Raw genomic sequence first — 23,863 nt, forward strand, 5'->3', positions numbered from 1 at the left:
ATCATCACCACTTTAATACATAAATGTAAATTATAAATTAATTTGATTTTATTTTCTCTCTTATATCTTCTAAAATTCTCTTTTCAATTCTGGAAACTTGCACCTGAGAAATTCCCATTATTTTAGCAATCTGCATTTGGGTCTTTTCCTTAAAATACCTTAGTACAATAATTTGCCTTTCTCTAGGCTTTAAGGTTTTAAGCACCTCTCTTATAGCAATTTTATCTATTATATCAACCTCTTTGCAGTCCACTGCACTGTCAATTCTATCTATTAGGTAAATTGGAGAATTATCCCCTTCACATACAGTACTGTATAAAGATTCCGGGGAACTTCCTGCATCCATCGCCATTACAAGATCTTCTGCTGAAATATTCATATGTTCTGCGATTTCACAAACTGAAGGCTCTCTTCCCATTTCTTTGCTGAGGATTTCTTTTGCCACCCTGGCTTTATTTGATATTTCTTTCAAGGACCTACTTACTTTAATAATGCCATCATCCCTGATAAACCTTTTTATCTCCCCTATTATCATAGGCACTGCATAAGTAGAAAATTTAACATCAAAGGACTCATCAAATTTCTGGATTGCCTTAATTAGACCGATGCTGCCTATTTGAAACAGGTCATCTGTTTCATAACCCCTGTTTTGGAATCTCTTTATAACACTCCATATCAACCCTATATTTTTTTCAACCAAATAGGATTGGGCAACTTTATCGCCATCTTTTGCTTTTTTTATTAGTTCAAGCAAGTTATCATCTATAATTACGCTCATATCTTCTCCTATAGATAAATACATTAATTTACATTGCTTTTATTGTTATTATTGCCATTTATTTACACGCTTATACAAAAAAATTACTTTTTTTGTATACCAAGTGTTTTTGACATTTTCACAGTAGTACCCTTTCCGTTCTCGGATATAATTTCTAGCTTATCCATAAAGTTTTCCATTATGGTAAACCCCATTCCCGACCTCTCCAGATCAGGCTTGGATGTGAACAGGGGCTGCCTAGCTTTCTCAACATCTTCAATGCCCCTGCCTTCATCCATTATTACTATATCAACTGAGGATTCATATAAAGTGCAGCTCATTTTAACCATCCCCTTATTACCTTCATATCCATGAATTATTGCATTTGTAACAGCCTCAGAAACTGCAGTTTTTATGTCTGCAATTTCTTCCAATGTAGGGTCCAACTGAGAAACAAATGCTGCTGCTACAACTCTGGCAAAAGCTTCATTGTTGGATTTACTCAAAAATTCAAGTTTAAACTCATTCATAATCTCCATTATCTGATTTCCCCTTTATCTTTTAGATGTACAAGTCATACAGCACAATAATCTTAATTTTATGAGATAACACCTCTCATATTTGCTAGCTTCCAATTGCTTCATCGATATTATCATATATTGGAACAAGTTTTACAACCCCGGACATTTCAAATATCCTTCTGACTTGCTCATTTGCCTTTATTATTGCAGTCCTTCCATTAAGCTTACTTATATTTTTGTATCTCCCCATAACCAAACCTATTCCGGAACTGTCCATAAAGCCCACCTTTGAGAAATCAAATACTATATTTTTTGTGGATGACTTAATTATCTCACCATCAATTTTATCCCTTATATAGTCAGCAGTATGGTGGTCCATCTCTCCAATAATACTGGCAATCAAAGTGTTTCCCTTATTTAAAAATTTAACTTTCAAAATAACCTCTTCCTTTCACGCTTTTATTGTAAAAATCAATATTAATCTTACATTAATTGATTTCTATATTTCCCATATTATTCCTGTCTAAGGAATGATTAAAATATTACATTAAAAAAGACCAGCCATTATTTCATTGACCAATCTCTTTATGTGAAAGAAAGTTATATCAATATTCAAATTCTTTAAACCCGGATTGTATAAGTTCTACCAGCTCGTTAACCGCAGAAATCTCATCATCTCCATCTGCCCTTATTACCACCAATGTACCTTTAGGTATCGCTAAAGACATTATTCCCATTATACTTTTTGCATTTACCTTTTTGTTCTCCCTTATAAGCCATATGTTAGACGTAAACTTTCCGGCTGTTTGAACAAAAATAGCGGCAGGTCTGGCATGAAGACCAACTGGATTATTTATTTCAACTGTCTTTTCAACCATCTAACAATCCCCTTTCATTTGCCTAAGATCGTCTGCAATCATTTCAAGCTTCCGTAGTCTATGGTTTACCCCGGATTTCCCAACAGGCGGGCATAAGAACTCTCCCAGTTCTTTCAGGTTTGCATCACAGTATTTTAGCCTCAGCTCTGCAATCTCCCTGAGATTATCTGACAAATTATCAAATCCCATATTCTCCTGGATATATTTAATATTCTCAATCTGCCTCACAGAGGCATTGACTGTCTTTTCTAGATTAGCTGTTTCACAGTTAACTATGCGATTTACATCATTGCGCATTCCCTTCAAAATTCTTACATTCTCCAGTTCCAGCAAGGCAGAATGTGCACCTATTATATTTAAAAAATCAACTAGATTTTCACCCTCTTTAAGGTAAATGACATAGTTTCCTTTTCTCTCCACCACCTTAGCATTTAAATCAAACCAAAATGCAGCTTTGCAAATAAGTAAAGCAGTCTTGCTGGAATGGCTTGTAATTTCGAGATGGTAGTTCTTTTCAGGATCACTTATTGATCCCCCTGCTAAGAAAGCACCTCTTAAGAAAGCACGTCTGCAACAGCTCTTATTTAAAACTTCATCACTTTCCCATGATATATTACTTTCCCTCTCAATATTAAATTCAAAAGCTACTTTTTCTAAATCATCGAGTACTTTTTTTCCTCCAAAAGCTGATGTGATTACAAGTATATAAGAAACATGCTTTTTAAACTTGTAACTTTTTCTAATTATAATTTCAGGATGAATATCATATAATTTTTTTATTATAGAAAAAACCCGTCTTGCAAAAGGAGCATTCTCTGTAATAATGCGTATGTTTGAATCCTTTTCATCACATCCTTTTTCATCAGCTGCTCCCACCAGAATAACTCCAGCTAATTCGGAAAGTAAGCAACAATTTTCCTGTATATCAATCCTGCATAACTCATTTTTTACTCCAGCTGAAAAAGACAATTTTAACCCCTACCTAAAAACTATTATTTGACTTTTACATAAATATACCATACTATCATAAAATATGCAATCCAACACACGCTCATAAGCGGAAGTAAGTTCTAGTGGTTACTTAGTAATGGTTAAGAAATAACATCCAATTCTCATCGTCCAAAACCCCGTTAAATCGTCGGGATTTTGTCCTTGAGAATATGAAGTTATTTCTAAGGCATTACTTGGCTAAGGCTTTGTTATCCTTCTCAATATCCCTGTGTTCTATAACCACTCTATGCTGTTTTTCCACTAGCAACCGGTATACATCATCAGCAATTGCAACAGACCTATGCTTTCCCCCGGTGCATCCAATACCGATAACCAACCTTGATTTACCCTCTTTAATGTAGTTGGGGATAAGAAACTCCAGCATATCACTCAGTTTTTCAATGAATACTTCAGTCTCTTTTGACTTCAATACATACGCTTTAACATCTTCATGCTTTCCGGTCAGCTTTTTCAATGAACTGATATAGTATGGATTTGGTATAAACCTCACATCAAAAACCAAATCACAATCTATAGGCGTACCGTACTTGAAACCAAATGAAATAATACTTATAATCAAACCCTCGAAGTGTTTGCCCTCAACAAATATTCGTGCAATTTCTTCCTTAAGCTGCCTGGTCGTAAGATTAGAAGTATCAATTATATGACTGGCATTATTTTTAATCTCCTGCAATATTTTTCTTTCTTCACTAATGGCCTTATTAAGCCTACCCTCATTGGACAAAGGATGGTTTCTTCTGCTCTCTTTAAATCTTTTAATAAGTACTTCATCAGAAGCTTCAAGAAAAAGAATCTCATAATTATATCCTGCGGCTTTGATTTCCGATAGTCCAGGAAAAATATCTTTAAAAAGCTCTCCTCCCCGAATATCTATAACAAGTGCTATTTTATCCATTTTGCTTCTGCTCTGGAAGCATACTTCTGCAAATTTAGGAATTAATGACGGAGGCAAATTATCTACACAAAAAAAACCTAAATCCTCCAAGTGCTTTACAACCTGACTTTTTCCTGCTCCAGATAATCCCGTTACTATGACAAACCTCATCTATACCTCCTGTATATCAACAAATAATATCTATTTATTAATTTCTTATTCTTCACCAACAATCTTAATTTCAGTCTGCAGCTCAACACCAAACTTATCTTTTACGCTGCTCTTAATAAATTCTATAAGAGCTATAACATCTCCTGCAACAGCGTTACCTTTATTTACAATAAACCCACAGTGCAAATTTGATACTTCAGCACCACCTATGCTATATCCCCGAAGTCCGCAATCCTCAACTAGTTTTCCTGCAAAATAACCCTCCGGCCTTTTAAATACACTTCCTGCACTGGGCATTTTTAAAGGCTGCTTTTCATTTCTTTTTTTACAAAGATCATCCATTAAGGCTTTAATTTGATTTTTGTCTCCCTCATTCAGCCTTAACTCACTGTCTAAAACAATACCTTCTTCATTTTGAATAAAGCTGGTCCTATAGCCAAAACAATGCATATCTCCCTCTATTGACTTTATAGCACCGCTTTTGTCAATATAACGGGTCCTTACAACCACATCCTTCATTTCACCGCCATACGCACCGGCATTCATTGCTATTGCACCACCTAATGTACCAGGAATTCCCGAAGCAAATTCCAGCCCTGTCAATCCATTCTGGAATGCAATTTGGGAAAGCCTGGACAGCAGTATGCCAGCCTGAGCTTTAACAGTACACCCTGTTACTTCACATTCATCGAAGTTATCAAACAACTTAACTGTTATTCCTCGAATGCCTTTTTCCCTTACAATTAAATTGGAGCCATTTCCCATAATAAATATCGGTACTTTTTCAGCTTTAGATATTTCAATTATCTTTACAAGCTGTTGAGCTGTTTTTGGAGTCACAAGAATGTCAGCGGGTCCTCCAATTTTAAATGATGTGTGTTTTGACATTAACTCAAAATTCTTGACACTTTCTGTATCGACAGCTTCAACAAGAAGCTCTGTTATATGTTTTATATCCAAAACAAATCAGCCTTTCTATTGCAGACAACCGATAACACCCACATCTTTCCTGTCTGCTATATACCATTATCCCTGTTACATATTTTACTGACATTACTATTACATTAGAAGCAGTAAATTATACATTTATTTTTATTTTTTACATTCCAAGGGTTTTTCTTCTTCTACCTGCCAGGTAATTAAGAAAAGCTTCCTTTGATGTGCTTAAAACTAATTCTTCAGGCATGTTAACCTTTTTTAACAATTCCTTAACCCTGTCAAAATTGCCTACATCAAAGCTTATATGTGCATCACTACCGCATACTACTTTAACGCCCTTTTCTTTGCACTTTATCACAATTTCCAAACAGTTTTTTTCACTGCCCGTCCGCACTATAAAAGAATGGTTGTTTATCTCAAGCATCTTGTTATATTCCTTTGCAGTATCCACGACTTTATCAATATCGATTTGAAACTGTGGATTGCCTGGATGTGCTATTGCATCTATAAGAGGGTTTTTTAAAGCATTAACCACAGCCTCTGTATTCTCCTCAGCATTTCCGGGCTTTATGCATAAATCATGAAAACTTGCCATTACAAAATCAAGCCTCTTTAAATAGTTTTCCTGTAGATCAATGGTTCCATCATATTTAATTATATTAGCCTCTATACCTTTCAATATCCTGATTCCATATATTTCTTCCGGGACAACCCTGAGGTTCCCGAAATGTACCGCACATGGTGCACCTATCATTGAGGGACCATGATCAGTTATTGCTATCATCTCAATGCCGTGTCCCGCAGCTTCCCGTGCAATTTCCTGTATAGTGCTGTAAGCATGTCCGCTTGATATGGTGTGAGTATGTGAGTCTACTACAATTCTCACTTCATAACCTCCTTATTCATTCCCTTCCAGATTCTTGTTCATTTCTCCCAAAACCTTCTCATTTAAGGCCTTTGCAGCATTATATCCCATCTTCTTCTGCCTATTGTTCATAGCTGCAACCTCAACAATAATTGCAAGGTTTCTACCTGGCCTTACAGGTATTGTTAATGAAGGAACCTGTATACCCAGAATATCAGTATATTTATCATCAAGCCCCAACCTATCATATTGTTTCTTTTCATCCCAAAGCTCAAGTTGAATAAGCAGTTTTACATTTTCAGTAACCTTTACCGATCCGACACCGTAAAGATTCTTAACATCCAGTATTCCAATGCCTCTGATTTCAATAAAGTGACGTATGATGTCAGGTGCCTGACCAACAAGAGTCTTTTCTGAGACCCTTCTTACTTCAACGACATCATCAGCAACAAGCCTATGTCCTCTCTTGACAAGCTCTAAAGCCGTCTCACTTTTACCAACACCGCTTTCTCCAAGAATCAGAATTCCTTCCCCATAAACCTCTACCAAAACGCCGTGCTTTGTTGTTCTTGGTGCTAATTGGACATTCAAGTAACTAATTAGTCCACTCATGAAACTTGACGTAGTATCTGGAGAAATCAATATAGGAACATCATACTTCTTGGAAACATCCACCATTTCAGGAAACACCTTAAGATTTCGTGCTACAACCAGACATGGAAATCTATGCTTAAATAATTCATCCAGCCTTTTATATCTATCGTCTGATGTAAGTCCCTTTAAAAATGCAAATTCAACATTTCCCACAACTTGTATTCTATCACTGTCAAAGTGTTCAAAATATCCGGTCATCTGTAATCCCGGCCTGTTTACATCTGAAGCTACAATCAGTATATCCTCCAGGTTATCATATTCAAGTACAGGCTCTAATTGAAATTCTTCAACTATTTCTTTCAACGATACTGAAAATACCTTTTCTTCCATATCTCCTCCATAAAATTTGAATTGTAAAATTATATTATATACTTATTAAATGCATTAAACTAAATTAAAAGTGTTACTAATCTTCAACAATATGTTTTTAAATAATCATTTAACATTTTAATTACTGCAAAACATTTTCCTTTATTCACATGTTAAGAAAAACTCATTTTTATAATGCAAATGAAGGTGATTCAACTGCATTTGCTAATGTAAATCTTTTTCGTAACATATATAGCATAATTAGTTTTAAGTTAGGTATCTTTAACGCCAAGGTGTTTTAATGTATATAATTATATAATAAGAGTATAAAAAAAGAAACCACGCATAAATATTTTGTGGCTTCTTTTTTATTATATATTTTGGAATAATCATAATTCAAATCACATTAATAAGTTTTATTACTTCTTTGAAGTAATTCTCATTCCATAGAATGAACGCCATACAAAGATAAGTGCAACTACAAGAAATCCGATTCCAACTATTGGAGCTTTATCTCTGAAACTCTCTGATATAGCTATTTCCATAGCTAAAAGTCCAAACAATGTTGTAAATTTAATTATAGGATTCAAAGCAACTGACGACGTGTCCTTGAATGGGTCACCAACTGTATCCCCAACGACTGTAGCATCATGAAGCTCAGTTCCCTTTTCCTTAAGATCAACCTCAACAACCTTCTTTGCATTATCCCAGCATCCTCCTGCATTAGCCATAAAGATTGCCTGGAACAAACCAAATACCGCTATGGATATAAGATAAGCAACAAAGAACGCAACAGGTTTGTTATCTCCTCCCTGAGGAGCAGAAATAAAGGCAAAAGCAAGTGCAAAGGAGAATATTGCTATAAATATGTTGAACATACCCTTTTGTGCATATTGAGTACATATCCTAACAACTTCCTTGGACTTTTCAGTAGCAGCTGACTGACTGGCTTTATCATCAAGCTTAATATTCTTTTTGATATATTCAACAGCCCTATATGCTCCAGTAGAAACCGCCTGGGTTGATGCACCGGTAAACCAATAAATAACAGCACCGCCGCAAAGGAAGCCTAGAATGGTGAATGGGTTTAATAAGTTTAATATTGTTTCAGGCTCAACATTCAATGTACTCTTAATAACAAGTATCAATGAGAATATCATTGTTGTGGCACCAACAACAGCAGTACCGATAAGTACAGGCTTCGCAGTGGCTTTAAAGGTATTGCCTGCACCGTCATTAGCTTCAAGGTAGTGTTTTGCCTTGTCAAAATCAGGTTTGAAGCCAAAATCCTTTTCAATCTCTTTGTCAATATTGGGTATTGATTCTATAAGTGAAAGCTCGTATATTGACTGTGCATTGTCAGTTACAGGTCCATAGCTGTCAACAGCTATTGTAACTGGTCCCATTCCAAGAAATCCGAAGGCAACAAGACCAAAAGCAAAAATTGAAGGATAAATCATTATAGCCGATAATCCCTGGTTGCTTGCAAAGTACGCTATAAACATCAAGCCAAAGAAAACCATGCCTTTCCAGAAAGCACTGAAGTTACCTGCAATAAGTCCTGCAAGTATGTTAAGTGAAGCTCCACCTTCTTTTGAAGATGAAACTGTTTCCTGAACATGAGCTGATTTCGGGCTTGTAAATATCTTAGTAAATTCAGGTATAAGAGCAGCACCTAAAGTACCGCAGCTAATAATTATTGACAGAACCCACCACAAATTAACCGGATCGCCAAGTTTTAACGCTTCGCTGGAGCCTTGGACGATTTTCACAACTTCTGTGCCTGGACCGATCATTATATAGCTTATGATGAATGTTGCGATTATAGATAAAATTGATGTAATCCAAACAAGATTTGTAAGTGGTTGTTCAAAATCAAAATCATCTTTTTTGGAATATAAAGCATTACTTATTGCTTTATTAATAGCAAAGGATATAACAGATGTTACAACCATTACAATACGCATAACAAATATCCATACTAAGAGACTACTTTGAATAGAATCCCTAACATTATCAGGGAAAGCAAAACCCACAGCAAGGAGTATGAAGGAGATTAAAGCAACTCCTGTTACACCATAAGTTTCAAAACCGTCGGCTGTAGGACCAACACTGTCACCTGCATTATCACCGGTACAGTCAGCTATAACACCTGGGTTACGGGGATCATCCTCTTTAATTTTGAATACGATTTTCATAAGATCGGACCCGATGTCCGCTATCTTCGTGAATATACCGCCGGCAATACGAAGTGCTGATGCTCCAAGTGATTCTCCGACAGCAAACCCTATAAAACTTGCACCGGCAAGTTCATTAGGAACAAAGCTTAAGATTATAAGCATCATCAGAAGCTCCACGCAAATAAGAACAACTCCTATGCTCATACCTGCATCAAGAGGTATGTTTAAGAGCTTTAATGGTTTTCTTTCAAGGGCGGAAAACGCCATTCTACTGTTTGCCAGGGTATTCATACGAATACCGTACCATGCAACGCCATAGGACCCTAATATACCAACTATAGTCCATCCGAGTATGAACGCAACATTGCCAATACTTTTACCTTCAAGGAATCCAAAGTAGAAGGCTATACATGCACCTATAAATACAAAAAGTATACCTAAAAATTTACCTTGTTGTGTCAAATAGGTCTTGCATGTCTCATAGATTGTATTTGCAACATCAAGCATTGACTTGTGAGCTTTAAGATTTCTAACCCTTGTAAACTGGTAAACTCCAAACATTAAACCGAGAAAACAAACTACAAATCCGACATACAACATATTATGCTGGGCACTAGAAAACTCGGGTGTTTTCAGATCTACATCACCTGCAAATACAATGCCGGGCATAAAAATAGCGATCATCAAGCCAATTAAGCTTATAAATGACGCCTTTGCCATCTTAGTGAACTTAAAATTCATTCGTTTCGTCCTCCCTCTGATATAATAAATTAAGTTTTTATATGAAATTTTCCCCTGAGAGAAAATATAAAAAAATTTTATCCACGATACATTATAATATGCAAAAATGTAATATTCAATATCTAAATTCAAAACTTTCCCAGATTCAAAATATATGACAGAACAAAATCACAAAGTGGTTTTGCAACCTTGGTCATTTTCGTGAGCCCAGACATGAATAAAGTCCCACAAAATGCAAAAGACAGCCTAAGATTATTCCTTAGACTGTCTTTTGTGAAGCGGGTGATGGGAATCGAACCCACGCAATCAGCTTGGAAGGCTGAGGTTCTACCATTGAACTACACCCGCATAATAAGAGATCAATGTCTGATCGATCTCTTTCATGCTTGGAGCGGGTTACGAGATTTGAACTCGCGACTTTCACCTTGGCAAGGTGACACTCTACCGCTGAGTTAAACCCGCAAATCCAACCTGCAAAGGTTATTATACATAGTTGTTACATGATTGTCAACCCCTTATATCAAATAATTTTAAAATTTATTTGAGCAAATAATTAAAGTCTGATAATTCTTTACTCATTACTTAGAAACATATAAAGGGGCTAATGGAATTTCAAAAATTATATCATTCAAGTATTTTCTGCTTAATATCATTAATTAAGGAATGCCTTAGAAATAACTTCGTATTCTAGAGGACAAAATCCCGACAATTTAACGGGTTTTTGGACATTGAGAATCGAATGTTATTTCTTAGCCATTCCTAAGCTTTTTGAAATGCCCAATTGAGCAATTGATTATTTGTCAACTCTTCTAAAAATCACTATTGTTCTTTCTGAACCTTAGCCCATGAGTCCTTAAGTGCAACTATTCTGTTGAATACAAACTTATCTTCCTTTGAATCAACAGAATCAATGCAGAAATAGCCTGTGCGGATGAACTGGTATCTGTCTTCAAGTTTTGATTCCTTAAGGCTTGGCTCTAACTTGCAATTATAAAGAGTTTCCAATGAATTCGGATTAAGGTTTTCCTTATAATCACCGCTCTCGCTTTCATCAGGATTTGGACATTTAAAGAGCTGATCATAAAGCCTTACTTCCGCATCAATTGCATGCTTGGCAGAAACCCATTGAATAGTCCCTTTAACTTTTCTTCCATCAGGGGAGTTACCGCCTCTTGACTCGGGATCATAGGTACAAATGAGCTCGGTTATTTCACCCTTTTCGTCCTTTACGACGCTTTTACATGTAATAAAATACGCGTGTTTGAGCCTAACCTCAGAGCCCGGAAATAGTCTGAAGTATTTCTTTGGAGGGTTCTCCATAAAGTCATCCCTATCGATATAAATAACCTTTGAAAACGGTACTTTTCTTGTTCCTGCATTAGGATCCTCAGGATTGTTTTCAGCATCAAACCACTCTACCTGGTCATCAGGATAATTTTCCAAAACTACCTTGATGGGTCTTAATACTGCCATAACTCTTGTAGCTTTAGCATTCAGATCTTCCCTGATGCAGTGCTCTAGAAGAGCAACATCAACTGTGCTTGATGTTTTTGCTACCCCTATCCGCTCACAAAAATCTCTTATTGCCTCTGGAGTATACCCGCGTCTCCTCATACCTGATATCGTAGGCATCCTGGGATCGTCCCATCCAGCTACATATGAATTTTTCACCAATTCCAAAAGCTTTCTCTTACTCATAACCGTGTAGGTAAGGTTCAGGCGTGCAAACTCTATTTGCCTTGGCCTGTCTTGAAAATTAAGTGTTTCTAAAAACCAGTCATATAAAGGCCGATGAGCCTCAAATTCAAGCGTACAAATAGAATGAGTAATTCCTTCTAAAGCATCGGATATGGGATGTGCAAAGTCATACATGGGATAAATGCACCACTTGTCTCCAGACCTGTGATGGGTTGCATGAAGTATTCTGTATATAACAGGATCTCTCATATTTAAATTGGGTGACGCCATGTCTATTTTAGCCCTTAATACACGGCTTCCGTCTTCAAACTGTCCATTTTTCATCTTCTCAAACAAATCCAGATTTTCTTCCACCGAACGATTCCTAAAAGGGCTATCCTTTCCTGGCTCAGTGAGAGTTCCTCTATATTCCCTAATCTGATCTGCAGTTAAATCACAAACATATGCTTTTCCTATCTTTATAAGCTCTACTGCACAATTATAAATTCTTTCAAAATAGTCTGACGCGTAGTACATCCTGTCTTCCCAATCAAAGCCCAACCATTTTACATCAGTTTGAATTGAATCGACATATTCTACATCTTCTTTAACAGGATTGGTATCGTCAAATCTTAAATTACATTTCCCTTTGTTCTGTATGGAAAGGCCAAAGTTTATGCATATTGACTTTGCATGCCCAATATGCAAATAACCGTTTGGTTCAGGCGGGAACCTGGTTACTACCCTGCCACCGTTCTTATTGGTTTTAAGATCATCAGTAATAATATCCTGAATGAAATTTGAATAAGATATTACATCATTATCACTCATGTTTTTCCTCCCGTATAAAAAGTACCAAATCCGCAAAAATATCTCTTTGTTTTATTCATTCCTTAACTAAATTGTCCATTTTTAATATTTATTGAGACATGAATGAAAAATTACTCACGCTTATTGTAGCGGCTAGTTGTTTAGCTTCGCTAAACTGCTCGCCATGCATCTTGGGTGTTGACAAGTTAAGTCGATACATGAGCAAAATTCATAGCGTATGTTATTTTTTAATCATGACTAATTGTAGTTGAAGGCACTTTAATATAGTATAAATACTATTTTAATAAATATCAACGCATATTACCACTATTTTAATAAAATTATTAAAAATTATGCCTAAATTTCCCTTAAAAAAGGCCTTGCAAAATAATTTCTGCAAGACCTCTTTTAAGGGGGATTTTAGTCTATAAGATAAACCTTTAAATTTGATACATCCATATCCATTTCCATGTCTATCTTGGATTCTGCCTTATCATAATTGGAGGATTCATACACATTCTTATCATTGTTCCATTCCAACTTATCCAAGTTTGTGTTATTTAACTTTCCGCTTATTATTATACGCACTCCTGAATTCTTAGGAACTGTGATATTTATATTTGAAGCTTTAGCGTCAATCTCCGCGTTTGTTTTATCATAACCTGAGCCAAATATCATATCTACACTTGAAGCTTTAACATCCAAGTCAAGTTTTTTAATTTTAAGGTCTGTCATGTCCAATTTACCGGTCAATACATCTGACTTAACATTAACATCCCATATTAAATCTTTATTTAACCTGAAACTGGATTCCTGATTTCGGAAATCAAAATCGTCATTTTTTCCAAAGTATATTTCAGCTTTACTGTTGTCACTTGAATAGTCGGTCTTTTTAAGCTTTACGCTTTTGGGGACATCAGCATCAAATAAATTTTCAGTTTTTCCGCCAATATTTATTTTAGCTGCACCTAGTGAAATATCAAATTTGCCGTTTTTAGTGGCTTCATTCAGTTTTTGACTATATTTTATATGGTCTTTATCTATTTTATCACCTAAATGCAAGTCAATCTTAACACCCTCAAATCCAAGCTTAGGATTGGCTATTACGCCATAGGAAATTAAAATTGCAAAATATAAAACCCATGATACCAATTTTAAAGCAGAATTATATTTAAATACCAGGTTTAAACCCACAACAATAAGAATTAGCGGCCAAAGCTTGATAAATGATGCGAAGAATGCTGTTATATAATTAAAACTAATAACATTGAAACTGACAAGTATCCAAATAACCCCAACTGCCAGTAGAAAAACCCCAAACCCAATTTTCTCTGTTTTCATTAAAATCTCCTCCTATTGCCAAATATAAACACCAATCCTACTACGATCAGAAGAAAAGGAATAAGTACCTGATCATCCACCCATTTTAAGTACTCTTTTGCTAAAAAGAAAGCACCTAATACAATCAATATTATTCCAAAAATCTTCTTATCAGGTTTACTTCTTTTATAATCACCGGAAGCATCGAATTCACCACTTCCTGTCTTTGCATAAAAGTGTTTATCGAATTCACTTCCATTTGGATAATCGAATTCATCACTGCGACTGTTGGAAAAAAAATCTCCATGGCTGTCAAATTCTTTCTTGGGCATTATGATAGCAGCTACAATATAAGCAATAAATCCTGTTCCACCTAAAAAAAATGTTGCTCCCCACACAAGTCTTACAATTGTAGGGTCTGTTGAGAAATATTCCGCGATACCACCGCATACCCCTGCAATAACTTTATTCTCTCTAGAGCGACATAACCTTTTTACCATTTATATATTCCTCCTTAAGTATTCGTACCTCTATATAATTTGTTAAAATCCAAAAGATTTTAGCCATTTCAAAATAAATTGTTCTTCTATCATTAGTTACGAATAAAATTTAAAAATGTCTTATAATTTGCAAATATTTTTAAATTTATTTTTTTCTCAATATTAATGTTTTTCTACAGTACATTATAATTTCTCACACGTAAAAAAGGACTAACCTTATCTCTAAGGAAAGCCCTTCTTTACTAGTCTCATACTAAAAAATGCTGTTTTCCAGTATTATTTTTGTGTTGTAATTTCTATAGAATTTATTAAAACCTCTTCCATGGGACGGTCATTTTTTACTTTCACACCTGCGATTTTATCAACAATATCCATTCCCTCAAACACCTGACCGAATACAGTGTGCTTGTTATCAAGCCACGGAGTCCCGCCTGTCTTTTTATACTGATCGATGACTTCCTTCGAAAAATTGCTTTGCTCCATAAACTGGACAGAATTTTCATCAATTTTTGGTAACTGTACTATAAAGAACTGGCTTCCGTTTGTATTTGGACCGCTGTTAGCCATGGAAAGAGCTCCCCTGTAGTTATGAACCTTATCGCTGAATTCATCCTCAAATGGTTTATTCCAAATACTTTCTCCTCCTGCACCGCTTCCGGATGGATCTCCTCCCTGAATCATAAAGTCCTTGATAACCCTGTGGAATGTCAGCCCATCGTAATACTTGTCCTGAGCATGCTTTATAAAGTTTTCAACAGCTTTTGGTGCTACATCATAAAAAAACTTGATCTTAATATCACCCATATTTGTTTTCATTATAGCAATGGTCTCATCTTTTTCTGGTGCACTGAACTGGTCAATTTTTGACGGTTTATTTATATTCAGCTTACTTGCTGCTAAAGATGGTGCAGCTCCGGTTGGTGTCGGTGCTGCCGAAGAAGTAACAGCCGATGGCTGGCCAGCACTGTTATTGGATTCGTTTGAAATCTTATCCGAACTGCATCCTGAAAATACTGATGTTAACAATACACTGACAATTAATGCTTTTTTAATCATTCCTACACTCATCCTCCATTAATAATTTTCCATATAATATCTATATTAAAAGTGGTAAACTAATTACATTTGTCTGCCGCAAATCTGTTAAAATCAATCTTATTATTTGTCCATCACAAAATAATGTTAAAAAATTCTTTATATTGCTCTGGCAAAAGAAGACTATTACTGATTTAATTATGTTGAACCGTTAGTAATTTGCTTCACCATATGTAATATTTTAACACCTTTCATATATCACCGCAAACTATTTAGTAATAACAAAAATATAACATTCGCTATAAATTTCACTCATGAGTTGACTTAACTCGTCAAAACCTGCGTAGAAATCGGTAATAGTATTTTAGTCATTCCTTATATTATACCATAAATGGTCAAATTGTTACATATTATTTGTGGTTTAATAATTTAAATCTATATTTATATTGATTTTTGATAAATAATAATATATATTTATCAATGGGTTTAGAGAAAAGAAAATATAGCCCTTTACTTTAGTTAAGTCGGTGTTAAGAGTTGTGGCAAGCAATGACGTAAGGCATATTTTTTTGCCTTACGTTTTTTAACATATGTAAATTAATGGCGTATTTTGCAATTTAAATATACTTGTACAAAAATAATGATTTTTGCAAATGGCGTTAAACCGAAAGGAATGGTAATTGATGAGAAAAACAAAGATAATATGTACTTTAGGGCCTGCTGTAGACAGCAAGGATATGCTTAAACAACTTATGAAAGCTGGAATGAATGTAGGACGTATGAACTTCTCACATGGTACTCATGAAGATCATAAGAAAAGAATCGATTCCTTCAAAGAAGCAAGAGAAGAATTAGGAATACCTGTTGCCCTCTTACTTGATATGAAAGGTCCTAAAATAAGAATAGGTACTTTTGAAAAAGGTGAAGTAACACTTAATGAAGGAGAGAGTTTTGTTTTAGTCAACAAAGAAATAATCGGCGACAACACCAAAGTCACTATTGACTACAAAGATCTTTACAAGGATGTCTTTAAAGGTGGAAGAATACTTATAAATGATGGACTGGTTGAACTTGAAGTTAAAGAAGTTAAAGGTAAGGATATCCATTGTACCGTTATAAACGGTGGTGTAATAAGCAACAGAAAAGGTGTCAATGTACCTGAGGTTGAGATTCGCCTTCCTGCTTTTACAGAAAAAGATATTGAGGACATTAAATTCGGAATAGAGAATGACGTGGACTTTATTGCTGCATCATTTGTAAGAAAAGCATCTGACGTTGTTGAAATAAAAAAACTTCTTGAAAAATATGGTGGTCAGGACATTAATGTAATCGCAAAAATAGAAAACCGCCAGGGCATAAAAAATATTGATGATATCATAAAAGTATCCGATGGCATTATGGTAGCCAGAGGAGATATGGGTGTTGAAATACCTGTTGAAGAAGTGCCCCTGGTTCAAAAAAGCATTATAGAAAAATGTTATAAAACCGGTAAGCCTGTTATAACAGCTACCCAAATGCTTGATTCAATGATAAGAAACCCAATCCCTACCCGTGCGGAAGCAAGTGATGTAGCAAACGCCATATATGACAGCACCAGTGCCATTATGCTGTCCGGCGAAACCGCATCAGGTAAATTCCCTATTGAAGCTGTTGAAGTCATGTGCAAAATTGCAGAAAAAGCTGAAAATTCAATTAATTATTGGAAAAGGTTTGCATCAACAAATTACACTGTAGCTTCCAGTATAACCAATGCAATCAGTCATGCAACATGTACTACCGCAATGGATCTTACTGCATCGGCAATAATAACAGTTACTCATTCCGGTCTAACAGCAAGAATGATTTCCAGGTTCAGACCTGCCTGTCCCATTATTGCGACTACAGTTCATCCAAAAGTGCAGCGTCAGCTTGCCCTTTCATGGGGAGTAATTCCTTTCCTTGTGCCTTCAGTAAATACAACAGATGAAATGTTCGAAGTTGGGGTTGAAAAAGCATTGGAATCCGGCAATGTTCAGTATGGTGATCTTGTAATTATTACTGCCGGTATTCCTGTAGGTGTGAGCGGTACTACAAACCTCTTAAAAGTACACATAGTAGGTAAAGTTCTGGTTAAAGGCACAGGAATAAACATGGGCCAAACAACCGGTGAACTTTGTGTTGTGCGCACATTGGAAGAAGCGGAGAAAACCTTTACTGACGGCAACATAATTGTTGCACCTTACACAAATAACGAAATGCTTCCCCTCTTAAAGAGAGCTTCAGGGATAATAGTCGAAGAAGGCGAAGCTGGTTCACATGCTGCCACAATCGGCCTAACCCTTGAGATACCAGTTGTTATAGGTGCGGAAAACGCAACCAAAATTTTAAAAAGCGGTTCAGTTGTAACTATCGATTCAAGCAAGGGTATTGTATTCTATGGTGCTCCCCAATAAGCATCTGCATTTGAGAGTACTACTGAAATTTAAAAGTAATTTTTAAAGAAATAAGGTAACAGATTATTATATTAGTCTGTTGCCTTTTTATTATTGTATTAAAAGCGATAAATCAATTACTTATGATATTATACAAAAAATATTTGAATAATGTATTTTTTAAAATACCCTAGTACCTAAAAATTTGTTGTAATTTATATCCACATACCTGCCGATATTTATATGAAGTATCTAAATTATAAATTATGAAAATTGTGAACTGGAAGGCTTTATGGATAATAAAATTTTGTTACTGGATAATTCCGAGGTTGATAGAGAAAAAATGAAATACATAATTTCAGAGTTAGGAAAATTTGAGATAATTGATGTGGCAAGTTTTAATGAAATTAATAGCATCGAGGTTTCACTTGCATGCTTTTCTCTAATAATAATTGAAATCAATTTCCCTACTGAGAAGGACAGTTTCTCTTTAATATCAGCGATTAGAAGTAACGCCGAAACTAAAACTGTTCCAATTATTGTTATAGCAAAACCCAATAACCCTCAAATAAAAAGTTTAGCCCTTAAGTATTCGGTAAACGATTATATAGAAAAGCCGGTCAATCCGACGAGGCTTCAGAGTTCAATCAGAAGCCTCGTTAGAATTGAAGCAAAATTCAAATATATTGTAAATGAAACTGCAAAAATAATTATGTCATTTGAAGAATATTTTGCCAAAGAGCTTTACATGGCCAAGCGTACAAAACAGCATCTGTCTATTGTACTTATAACTCTTGTAAAACCAAAAGAAGAAAAGCTTTTAGGCGGCAGCAGTAATTATATATACAGCATGCAGCTCAAGGAAAAAGCGTATACCACAGCAATAGATAAGGTCAAGCAGTCACTTCGCGTAACCGACTATGCCATTTTAAACAATAAAGACATAATTATAGTATTGCCTAATACAAACATGGCAGGTGCAAAGGTTGTAGATACAAAAATAACAGCCAAAATTGACACAAGCCTTTGTGAATTCAACTTGAAGTTTAACGATTTATTCTTTTCCACTACCGTTACTTACCCTGAAGAAGGCAGTGATTTCCAATCTCTAATGAATGCTGCTATCAAAAAGGTATCCGACAAGGAAATGCTTGAAAAGTTTACAAATATACTTGATAACACCAAACAAAATGTCAGCAGCAGCTATACAAGGTATAAAAAGTATGATCCAAGAAAATATTAGATATTTTATCAATTCTTTAGTCTAAATATAAAGATTCTTATTTTTATTGACTATAATTATACTTTTGCCCTTTATAAAGTTTCTGATTACACTATACCCCTTCAAGACCAAAGTGTCGTAAATCACATCCGTTTGATTCTGACTGTCATCTTCTATATCCAATACCAAAGTTTCGTCAGCCTTTAATCCCTTAGATAACTCCTCAAGTGTGGAATCTAAGTCCATATTGTAAATCAGTTCATTGTTATTGTCTTCCAAATTATTCACCCCCTATCAGATATGATTTATTATTACCTTATATGTGGTAAAATATAAGGAATACATAAAAAAAGGAGTTACCATGAAAGATAAAAACATTATATTAATCGGTATGCCTGGAGCAGGCAAAAGTACTATAGGTGTATTACTTGCCAAAACAATCAATAAACCGTTTATCGATACAGATTTGCTGATACAACAAAAAGAAAAGGATTTCCTTCAAAATATCATACGAAAAAACGGAATAGAAGGTTTTTTGTCTATTGAAGAAAGTGTAATTCTTGAGACTGATTTAAAAAATCATGTTATAGCTACAGGCGGAAGTGTTATCTATAGTGAAAAATCAATGAAACACCTCAAAAGAAATGGAATTTTGATATATTTGGATCTTCCTCTTGAAGCCATTGAAAATCGGATTAAAAATATAAAGACCCGAGGTATTGCAATGGGACAAAACCAAAGTCTTCAAAGCTTATATACAGCAAGAAAACCACTATATGAAAAATATAGTGATTTCACCATAGACTGTGATAACAAAGATATGGAAGATGTAATATTGAAAATTACCAGTCTTTTATATAAAAAGTAATTGAGGAAAAATGAAATATTACTTCCAATATTGAGCCTTTAAAAATTTTTTCATATTTTTTTAAATAAGTTGTATAAAACTTTCATAACCGTCAATAATATTAAGGACCTCACAAAATACATTTTGACCCCCTTTACATGGTTAGTCGCAAAGACTAACCTCTTTTTTTATGTAAAGGTTCAAAATAGCGGAAGTAATGTTTCATTCATGCCTTAAAATATATTACTTAACAGTGATACTGCAAATTCCTTTCTTATAAGGATCCTGCTTGGAAACAGCACTAATGACCGTTTTACCGTATGAAATTGCATGGACTACTCCATTATCATCAACAGTTGCTACTGCCGGATTACTGCTTTTCCACTCTACATACTTACTGGTAGCCCTGTCCGGCAACACTGTTGCCTTCAATGTCAAATCGGGGTCACCCACCTTCATAGTTGCGATAGTTTTATCCAAAACAACAGCTGATACCGGATATATAACTTTTATTACTACAGAATCTGAAAAGCCGCCATCCACCGTAGTTGCACTAATTGTTGCCGCACCTTCCTTAATCGGAGTAACTACACCCGATGCACTAACCGCCAATACAGATGGATCGCTGCTGGACCATTCCACCTTTTTCATTGCTGCGTTATAGGGTATTATTCTTGCTCCAATCCTTACACCGATTTGCCCGACTTTTAACGTAGCTATAGTTGTGGTTAGATCTATGCCGGATACCGGAACCGGTACGGTTATTGTACAAGCTGCCCTCTTTGTTCCGTCCTGTTTGGAGTATGCAGTAATTATAACTTTACCCGGTGCAACTGCATGAACCGATCCATTCTCGTCAACTGTTGCAATTTTAACATTGCTGCTTGTCCACAGAATATCCTTTATTGTGGCATTATCAGGCAGGACAGCGGCCTCTAACAAAAGATCAGGATCACCAATTTTCAGGGTAGCTAACTTCTTGCTGACGGTTACGCTTGTAACTCCTCTTATTACAGTAACCGTAATTGACGCCGACTTGTTTCCATCGATTGAAGTTGCTGTTATGGTTGCGGTGCCTTCAGAAACAGCCATCAAATTTCCTGTTCTTCCCACTGTAGTGATAGATGCATCGCTTGAAGACCATTTAACTGTCTTTATAGGAGCATTAGCCGGGGTAATTACAGGTATCATCTTGATAGGTGCCTGGCCAAGTTTTAATGTAATTTCATCCTTTGCAAAGGATACTTCCTGTACTGTTACAGGAACCACTACAGTACAAACAGCCTTTTTAAAAGGATCAGATCTTGAGGTTGCAGTAATAACAGCTTTGCCTGGTGCAACTGCATGCACTAATCCATTTTCATCTACCGTAACATTTTCACTATTACTGCTCCAAACAATATCTTTATCAGATGCATCTTCAGGGAAGACAGTAGCCTGCAACTGTACATCATCACTGTCTGTTTTTAACTGTAAATAAGCCTTATCAAGCCTTACCCTGGAAACCGGCACTGAAACCGTAACTTGGATTTGAGCCTGTATTCCGCCATCTACTGTTTCTACCGTAATAATTGCATCCCCTCCGGATACTCCTTTTATAACACCACCCAAAACAGTTGCAATACTTGTATCACTCGAAGACCATTTTACATTTTTGTTGCTTGCATCAGAAGGCATAACAGTTGGTATAAGTTTTTCCGAAGACTTTCCCATGTCAATTGTAATAGAACTCTCACTGAGTGTTATACCAGTTACACTAACCTGGGATTCATATGAAAAGTTCAATTCAAGAATAACATCTCCAACCTGTATCGTTCTTATATAATCAGTATAGGAATAGCTATAATTTGTTACATTGCCCGCACCTTGAACTGCTTCCTTTATATCTCTTATAATAGACATTCCTGTATATCTTACCTTTATTGTGTTTTTTTCTTCTTTAATTGCCTCTTGAATCATTGAGTTCAATGCCAAAGAATCAGATGCTGTCAAATTGTCCTCAATGTATTCTAAGCCTAAATCATTGATTATGGATTGATAAATTTCCGCATTTTCAGCATCGTTTTCTATTTTTGATTTAAGGGTATCTACGAAAGGAGTGCTTGCTTCGGGATATGGCTTGGTCCATGAATGATTTGCCTTGATTTCTTCATCAGTTAAATTAAAATAATCATATTTAATTCTATCCTGAACATCAGGCACAGGGTCATTCCAAGTAGGATCAAGATGGTAATAAACTCCGTCAAGGTTCACTAAAAGCCATGAATGGTTTTGACTTCCTGCCTTTCCTTCTATTATCCTTGCTTCTATTCCAGCTTCATTTAGCATTTTATGAGCAAGAAGAGAATATCCCTGACAGACAGTCTTATAAGGAGGTACTAGTGCTGCATAAGCAGAATGCTGCCCAAGAGAAACGTCATACGCTACATTAGAAACAATCCAATCGTGAATTGCTTTTTCCTTTTGATAGTCATTCATATCAGGAGTTATAATTTGATTTAATACCTCAGCAACTTTTGCTTCAACAAACAGGGACTGTTCCAAAGTCTCCCAATAGGAAAAATTAAATTTCATAGTTAAGTTGCCTGCAGCACCATAAATAGTTGCTCCATAAGATTTAGTGGTGTAGTGCAAATAATCATCGGAGCTAAAAATTTCTGTAAACATACTCTTGACATTATTTTTTATAGATACATCTCCGGTATATTGTATTGCATAGGTAGAGCTCTTGGACATCATGGCTGTTTTGACTTTATCAGCCAAATCAATAGGCGATGCTGCTGAGTCATCAGCGTAAATAATTCCCGGCACAGCAATAAAAACTGCAATGATAACCAGTACAATAAAATATACTCTTAAATTGGATTTCATAAAAAATCTCCTCCAGTCTGAAGGAAACCAGATCTGAATAATGAGAATAGTGATATAAACTTAATAATAGAAATGCTTCATCCGGTAATCTGGCAACCATCGCTTTTCATATAAATTAAAAGTGTTTAGTTACACTTTTAATTTAGTAATAGCCTAAGGCCCATGACTTTGCGTCCTTACCTTTCGGTAAGTTTGCCCTTGTCAGTTGACATAAAAATATATACTATAATTATACCTCATTTGGGTAACAAATGCAACGATACCAATACAGATTGAGCATGGATTGGATATGACGCTTTACTTTTTCTTATCTATAAAGTAGGATTCAGTCTGCAGTGGTATTGATCCATAAGCTGAATTGACTTTTTTGGCAACATTTATATTCTTCAATTCATTTCCAATGTCTCCCAATACTTTTTTTGCTTTATTGCCATTGGATTTTTCCATATCCGACAATTCCTTTAAAATTCCCATCACATTGGATACGGATTTTTTTAATTCCTTTAAACCTTTTACCTCGCTGGTTTTTAGCTCATCAACGCTTTTAATGCCAGCTTCCGATTTAAGGCGGTGAAAATACACTTCAAATTCATCATCAAGCTTATCAACCTTTTCAATTATCTTCTGCTTGCTATCTATAATTTCTTCAAGCCTTGCTATTTGATCTCCATCTATAACATTAGCCTGTTCATTTGTCAGCTCAAGCATCTCTTGTAAACATGTATACTTACTATCTGTTATTTCCAGAAGCCTTTCTATATAAGCTTCAGGACTTTTGTCAAAAGTGCTCTTATTAGTGTTATCCATATTGCTCTCCTATTTTGCCATCTGTTGGGCTTTTGGTATTTGTTGCTTAGCCAATTTCATAGCCTGGGTCCAAGTATCCCTTAGATCTTTGGCAAACCCAAGAACTTCGTTTAGTATCTCCTTGTCTTTCTTAATGCTTGCATCTACAAGTCTTCTATTCATATAATCATAAATAAGTGCCAAATTATTTGATACATCATAATTCTTGTCTAATGTTGCCTGAAACTCACAAATGATATTCTCTGCTTTTATTATACAATTATGTGCTTTTTGAATATTTTTCTCATCAATTGCCATTTGAGCCTGCATAATAAATTTAATCAATCCATTATAAAGCATTAGTGTCAATTCCTCTGGACTGGCTGTAAATATTGAATTCTCTTTGTACTGCTCTGTAGCTTTATTGGCTATCATATATATCCCTCCGGTATTATTATGTTATACGCAATCCTCTCTATTATAA

At 35.4% G+C, this 23,863-nt stretch carries 21 protein-coding genes, 2 tRNA genes and 1 riboswitch; of the genes, 3 read left to right on the forward strand and 20 right to left on the reverse strand.

Features of this window, described 5'->3' with window-relative positions; translation table 11 throughout:
* Positions 1–37: 37 nt before the first annotated feature.
* From sigF to Bccel_RS18695, 16 genes are all read right to left on the reverse strand, one after another.
* Positions 38–778 carry an RNA polymerase sporulation sigma factor SigF gene (gene sigF, locus Bccel_RS18620; protein ID WP_036936656.1) on the reverse strand — a complete coding sequence of 247 codons (741 nt, stop codon included), beginning with the start codon at positions 776–778 and terminating at the stop codon, positions 38–40.
* Between the two features lie 83 nt (positions 779–861).
* A complete protein-coding gene (gene spoIIAB / locus Bccel_RS18625) occupies positions 862–1,296 on the reverse strand; it encodes an anti-sigma F factor (protein WP_036936653.1) in 435 nt (144 codons plus the stop codon).
* An 85-nt stretch (positions 1,297–1,381) separates the two neighbouring features.
* Positions 1,382–1,714 (reverse strand): anti-sigma F factor antagonist, encoded by a 333-nt coding sequence (gene spoIIAA / locus Bccel_RS18630; protein WP_036936651.1) that lies wholly within the window; start codon positions 1,712–1,714, stop codon positions 1,382–1,384.
* Between the two features lie 169 nt (positions 1,715–1,883).
* Positions 1,884–2,156 (reverse strand): HPr family phosphocarrier protein, encoded by a 273-nt coding sequence (locus Bccel_RS18635; protein WP_036936648.1) that lies wholly within the window; start codon positions 2,154–2,156, stop codon positions 1,884–1,886.
* Complete coding sequence (gene whiA, locus Bccel_RS18640; RefSeq protein ID WP_036936645.1) at positions 2,157–3,125, reverse strand: DNA-binding protein WhiA; 969 nt, start codon at positions 3,123–3,125, stop codon at positions 2,157–2,159.
* A 211-nt stretch (positions 3,126–3,336) separates the two neighbouring features.
* A complete protein-coding gene (gene rapZ, locus Bccel_RS18645; protein ID WP_036936642.1) occupies positions 3,337–4,212 on the reverse strand; it encodes an RNase adapter RapZ in 876 nt (291 codons plus the stop codon).
* Between the two features lie 45 nt (positions 4,213–4,257).
* Positions 4,258–5,172, reverse strand: coding sequence for a UDP-N-acetylmuramate dehydrogenase (gene murB / locus Bccel_RS18650; protein ID WP_050753623.1), 915 nt, complete (start codon positions 5,170–5,172; stop codon positions 4,258–4,260).
* Positions 5,173–5,311: 139 nt separating this feature from the next.
* A complete protein-coding gene (locus tag Bccel_RS18655; protein WP_036936641.1) occupies positions 5,312–6,037 on the reverse strand; it encodes a phosphatase in 726 nt (241 codons plus the stop codon).
* A gap of 12 nt (positions 6,038–6,049) precedes the next feature.
* Complete coding sequence (gene hprK, locus Bccel_RS18660) at positions 6,050–7,000, reverse strand: HPr(Ser) kinase/phosphatase (RefSeq protein WP_036936638.1); 951 nt, start codon at positions 6,998–7,000, stop codon at positions 6,050–6,052.
* A gap of 398 nt (positions 7,001–7,398) precedes the next feature.
* Entirely contained in the window at positions 7,399–9,900 is a 2,502-nt protein-coding gene (locus Bccel_RS18665; RefSeq protein WP_036936636.1) for a sodium-translocating pyrophosphatase, read from the reverse strand.
* Between the two features lie 277 nt (positions 9,901–10,177).
* A tRNA-Gly gene (locus Bccel_RS18670) sits at positions 10,178–10,248 on the reverse strand.
* A gap of 39 nt (positions 10,249–10,287) precedes the next feature.
* Positions 10,288–10,362, reverse strand: a tRNA-Gly gene (locus tag Bccel_RS18675).
* A 357-nt stretch (positions 10,363–10,719) separates the two neighbouring features.
* Positions 10,720–12,408 (reverse strand): glutamine--tRNA ligase/YqeY domain fusion protein, encoded by a 1,689-nt coding sequence (locus tag Bccel_RS18680; protein ID WP_036936634.1) that lies wholly within the window; start codon positions 12,406–12,408, stop codon positions 10,720–10,722.
* Between the two features lie 399 nt (positions 12,409–12,807).
* Positions 12,808–13,728 (reverse strand): LiaI-LiaF-like domain-containing protein, encoded by a 921-nt coding sequence (locus Bccel_RS18685; RefSeq protein ID WP_036936632.1) that lies wholly within the window; start codon positions 13,726–13,728, stop codon positions 12,808–12,810.
* Positions 13,728–14,207: a PspC domain-containing protein gene (locus tag Bccel_RS18690; protein WP_036936629.1), complete on the reverse strand. Its 480-nt coding sequence runs from the start codon at positions 14,205–14,207 to the stop codon at positions 13,728–13,730. Before Bccel_RS18690 ends, Bccel_RS18685 begins: the two co-directional genes overlap by 1 nt.
* Before the next feature lie 276 nt (positions 14,208–14,483).
* Positions 14,484–15,263, reverse strand: coding sequence for a peptidylprolyl isomerase (locus tag Bccel_RS18695; protein ID WP_081926748.1), 780 nt, complete (start codon positions 15,261–15,263; stop codon positions 14,484–14,486).
* 662 nt (positions 15,264–15,925) lie between these two features.
* Here Bccel_RS18695 and pyk point away from each other — a divergent pair.
* Positions 15,926–17,674, forward strand: coding sequence for a pyruvate kinase (pyk, locus tag Bccel_RS18700; protein WP_036936625.1), 1,749 nt, complete (start codon positions 15,926–15,928; stop codon positions 17,672–17,674).
* Positions 17,675–17,945: 271 nt separating this feature from the next.
* Positions 17,946–18,896 carry a response regulator gene (locus Bccel_RS18705; protein ID WP_036936622.1) on the forward strand — a complete coding sequence of 317 codons (951 nt, stop codon included), beginning with the start codon at positions 17,946–17,948 and terminating at the stop codon, positions 18,894–18,896.
* A 21-nt stretch (positions 18,897–18,917) separates the two neighbouring features.
* Here Bccel_RS18705 and Bccel_RS18710 read toward each other — a convergent pair whose 3' ends face one another.
* Positions 18,918–19,154, reverse strand: coding sequence for a hypothetical protein (locus Bccel_RS18710; RefSeq protein WP_457920551.1), 237 nt, complete (start codon positions 19,152–19,154; stop codon positions 18,918–18,920).
* A gap of 82 nt (positions 19,155–19,236) precedes the next feature.
* On the opposite strand from Bccel_RS18710, the gene Bccel_RS18715 reads away from it, so the two are divergent.
* A complete protein-coding gene (locus Bccel_RS18715; protein WP_036936620.1) occupies positions 19,237–19,743 on the forward strand; it encodes a shikimate kinase in 507 nt (168 codons plus the stop codon).
* 222 nt (positions 19,744–19,965) lie between these two features.
* Here Bccel_RS18715 and Bccel_RS18720 read toward each other — a convergent pair whose 3' ends face one another.
* The 3 genes from Bccel_RS18720 to fliS all read right to left on the reverse strand — a co-directional run bounded on the left by Bccel_RS18720 (position 19,966) and on the right by fliS (position 23,814).
* Entirely contained in the window at positions 19,966–22,593 is a 2,628-nt protein-coding gene (locus Bccel_RS18720) for an Ig-like domain-containing protein (RefSeq protein WP_050753624.1), read from the reverse strand.
* Between the two features lie 80 nt (positions 22,594–22,673).
* Positions 22,674–22,800: riboswitch (cyclic di-GMP riboswitch) on the reverse strand.
* A 90-nt stretch (positions 22,801–22,890) separates the two neighbouring features.
* Positions 22,891–23,400 (reverse strand): flagellar protein FlgN, encoded by a 510-nt coding sequence (locus tag Bccel_RS18725; RefSeq protein ID WP_036936618.1) that lies wholly within the window; start codon positions 23,398–23,400, stop codon positions 22,891–22,893.
* Positions 23,401–23,409: 9 nt separating this feature from the next.
* Positions 23,410–23,814 (reverse strand): flagellar export chaperone FliS, encoded by a 405-nt coding sequence (gene fliS / locus Bccel_RS18730; protein ID WP_036936616.1) that lies wholly within the window; start codon positions 23,812–23,814, stop codon positions 23,410–23,412.
* Positions 23,815–23,863 lie beyond the last annotated feature (49 nt).

The organism is Pseudobacteroides cellulosolvens ATCC 35603 = DSM 2933, from assembly GCF_001262605.1.
Taxonomy (GTDB): domain Bacteria; phylum Bacillota; class Clostridia; order Acetivibrionales; family DSM-2933; genus Pseudobacteroides; species Pseudobacteroides cellulosolvens.

What these genes read in the sequence shown, in the direction of transcription:
- spoIIAB (WP_036936653.1), bottom strand. Translation starts at nt 1,296, where the DNA reads ATGGAGATTATGAATGAGTTTAAACTTGAATTTTTGAGTAAATCCAAC.
- Bccel_RS18635 (WP_036936648.1), bottom strand. Translation starts at nt 2,156, where the DNA reads ATGGTTGAAAAGACAGTTGAAATAAATAATCCAGTTGGTCTTCATGCC.
- Bccel_RS18720 (WP_050753624.1), bottom strand. Translation starts at nt 22,593, where the DNA reads ATGAAATCCAATTTAAGAGTATATTTTATTGTACTGGTTATCATTGCA.
- sigF (WP_036936656.1), bottom strand. Translation starts at nt 778, where the DNA reads ATGAGCGTAATTATAGATGATAACTTGCTTGAACTAATAAAAAAAGCA.
- Bccel_RS18690 (WP_036936629.1), bottom strand. Translation starts at nt 14,207, where the DNA reads ATGGTAAAAAGGTTATGTCGCTCTAGAGAGAATAAAGTTATTGCAGGG.
- Bccel_RS18665 (WP_036936636.1), bottom strand. Translation starts at nt 9,900, where the DNA reads ATGAATTTTAAGTTCACTAAGATGGCAAAGGCGTCATTTATAAGCTTA.
- Bccel_RS18715 (WP_036936620.1), top strand. Translation starts at nt 19,237, where the DNA reads ATGAAAGATAAAAACATTATATTAATCGGTATGCCTGGAGCAGGCAAA.
- Bccel_RS18680 (WP_036936634.1), bottom strand. Translation starts at nt 12,408, where the DNA reads ATGAGTGATAATGATGTAATATCTTATTCAAATTTCATTCAGGATATT.
- Bccel_RS18695 (WP_081926748.1), bottom strand. Translation starts at nt 15,263, where the DNA reads ATGATTAAAAAAGCATTAATTGTCAGTGTATTGTTAACATCAGTATTT.
- fliS (WP_036936616.1), bottom strand. Translation starts at nt 23,814, where the DNA reads ATGATAGCCAATAAAGCTACAGAGCAGTACAAAGAGAATTCAATATTT.
- Bccel_RS18725 (WP_036936618.1), bottom strand. Translation starts at nt 23,400, where the DNA reads ATGGATAACACTAATAAGAGCACTTTTGACAAAAGTCCTGAAGCTTAT.
- Bccel_RS18705 (WP_036936622.1), top strand. Translation starts at nt 17,946, where the DNA reads ATGGATAATAAAATTTTGTTACTGGATAATTCCGAGGTTGATAGAGAA.
- pyk (WP_036936625.1), top strand. Translation starts at nt 15,926, where the DNA reads ATGAGAAAAACAAAGATAATATGTACTTTAGGGCCTGCTGTAGACAGC.
- Bccel_RS18685 (WP_036936632.1), bottom strand. Translation starts at nt 13,728, where the DNA reads ATGAAAACAGAGAAAATTGGGTTTGGGGTTTTTCTACTGGCAGTTGGG.
- hprK (WP_036936638.1), bottom strand. Translation starts at nt 7,000, where the DNA reads ATGGAAGAAAAGGTATTTTCAGTATCGTTGAAAGAAATAGTTGAAGAA.
- rapZ (WP_036936642.1), bottom strand. Translation starts at nt 4,212, where the DNA reads ATGAGGTTTGTCATAGTAACGGGATTATCTGGAGCAGGAAAAAGTCAG.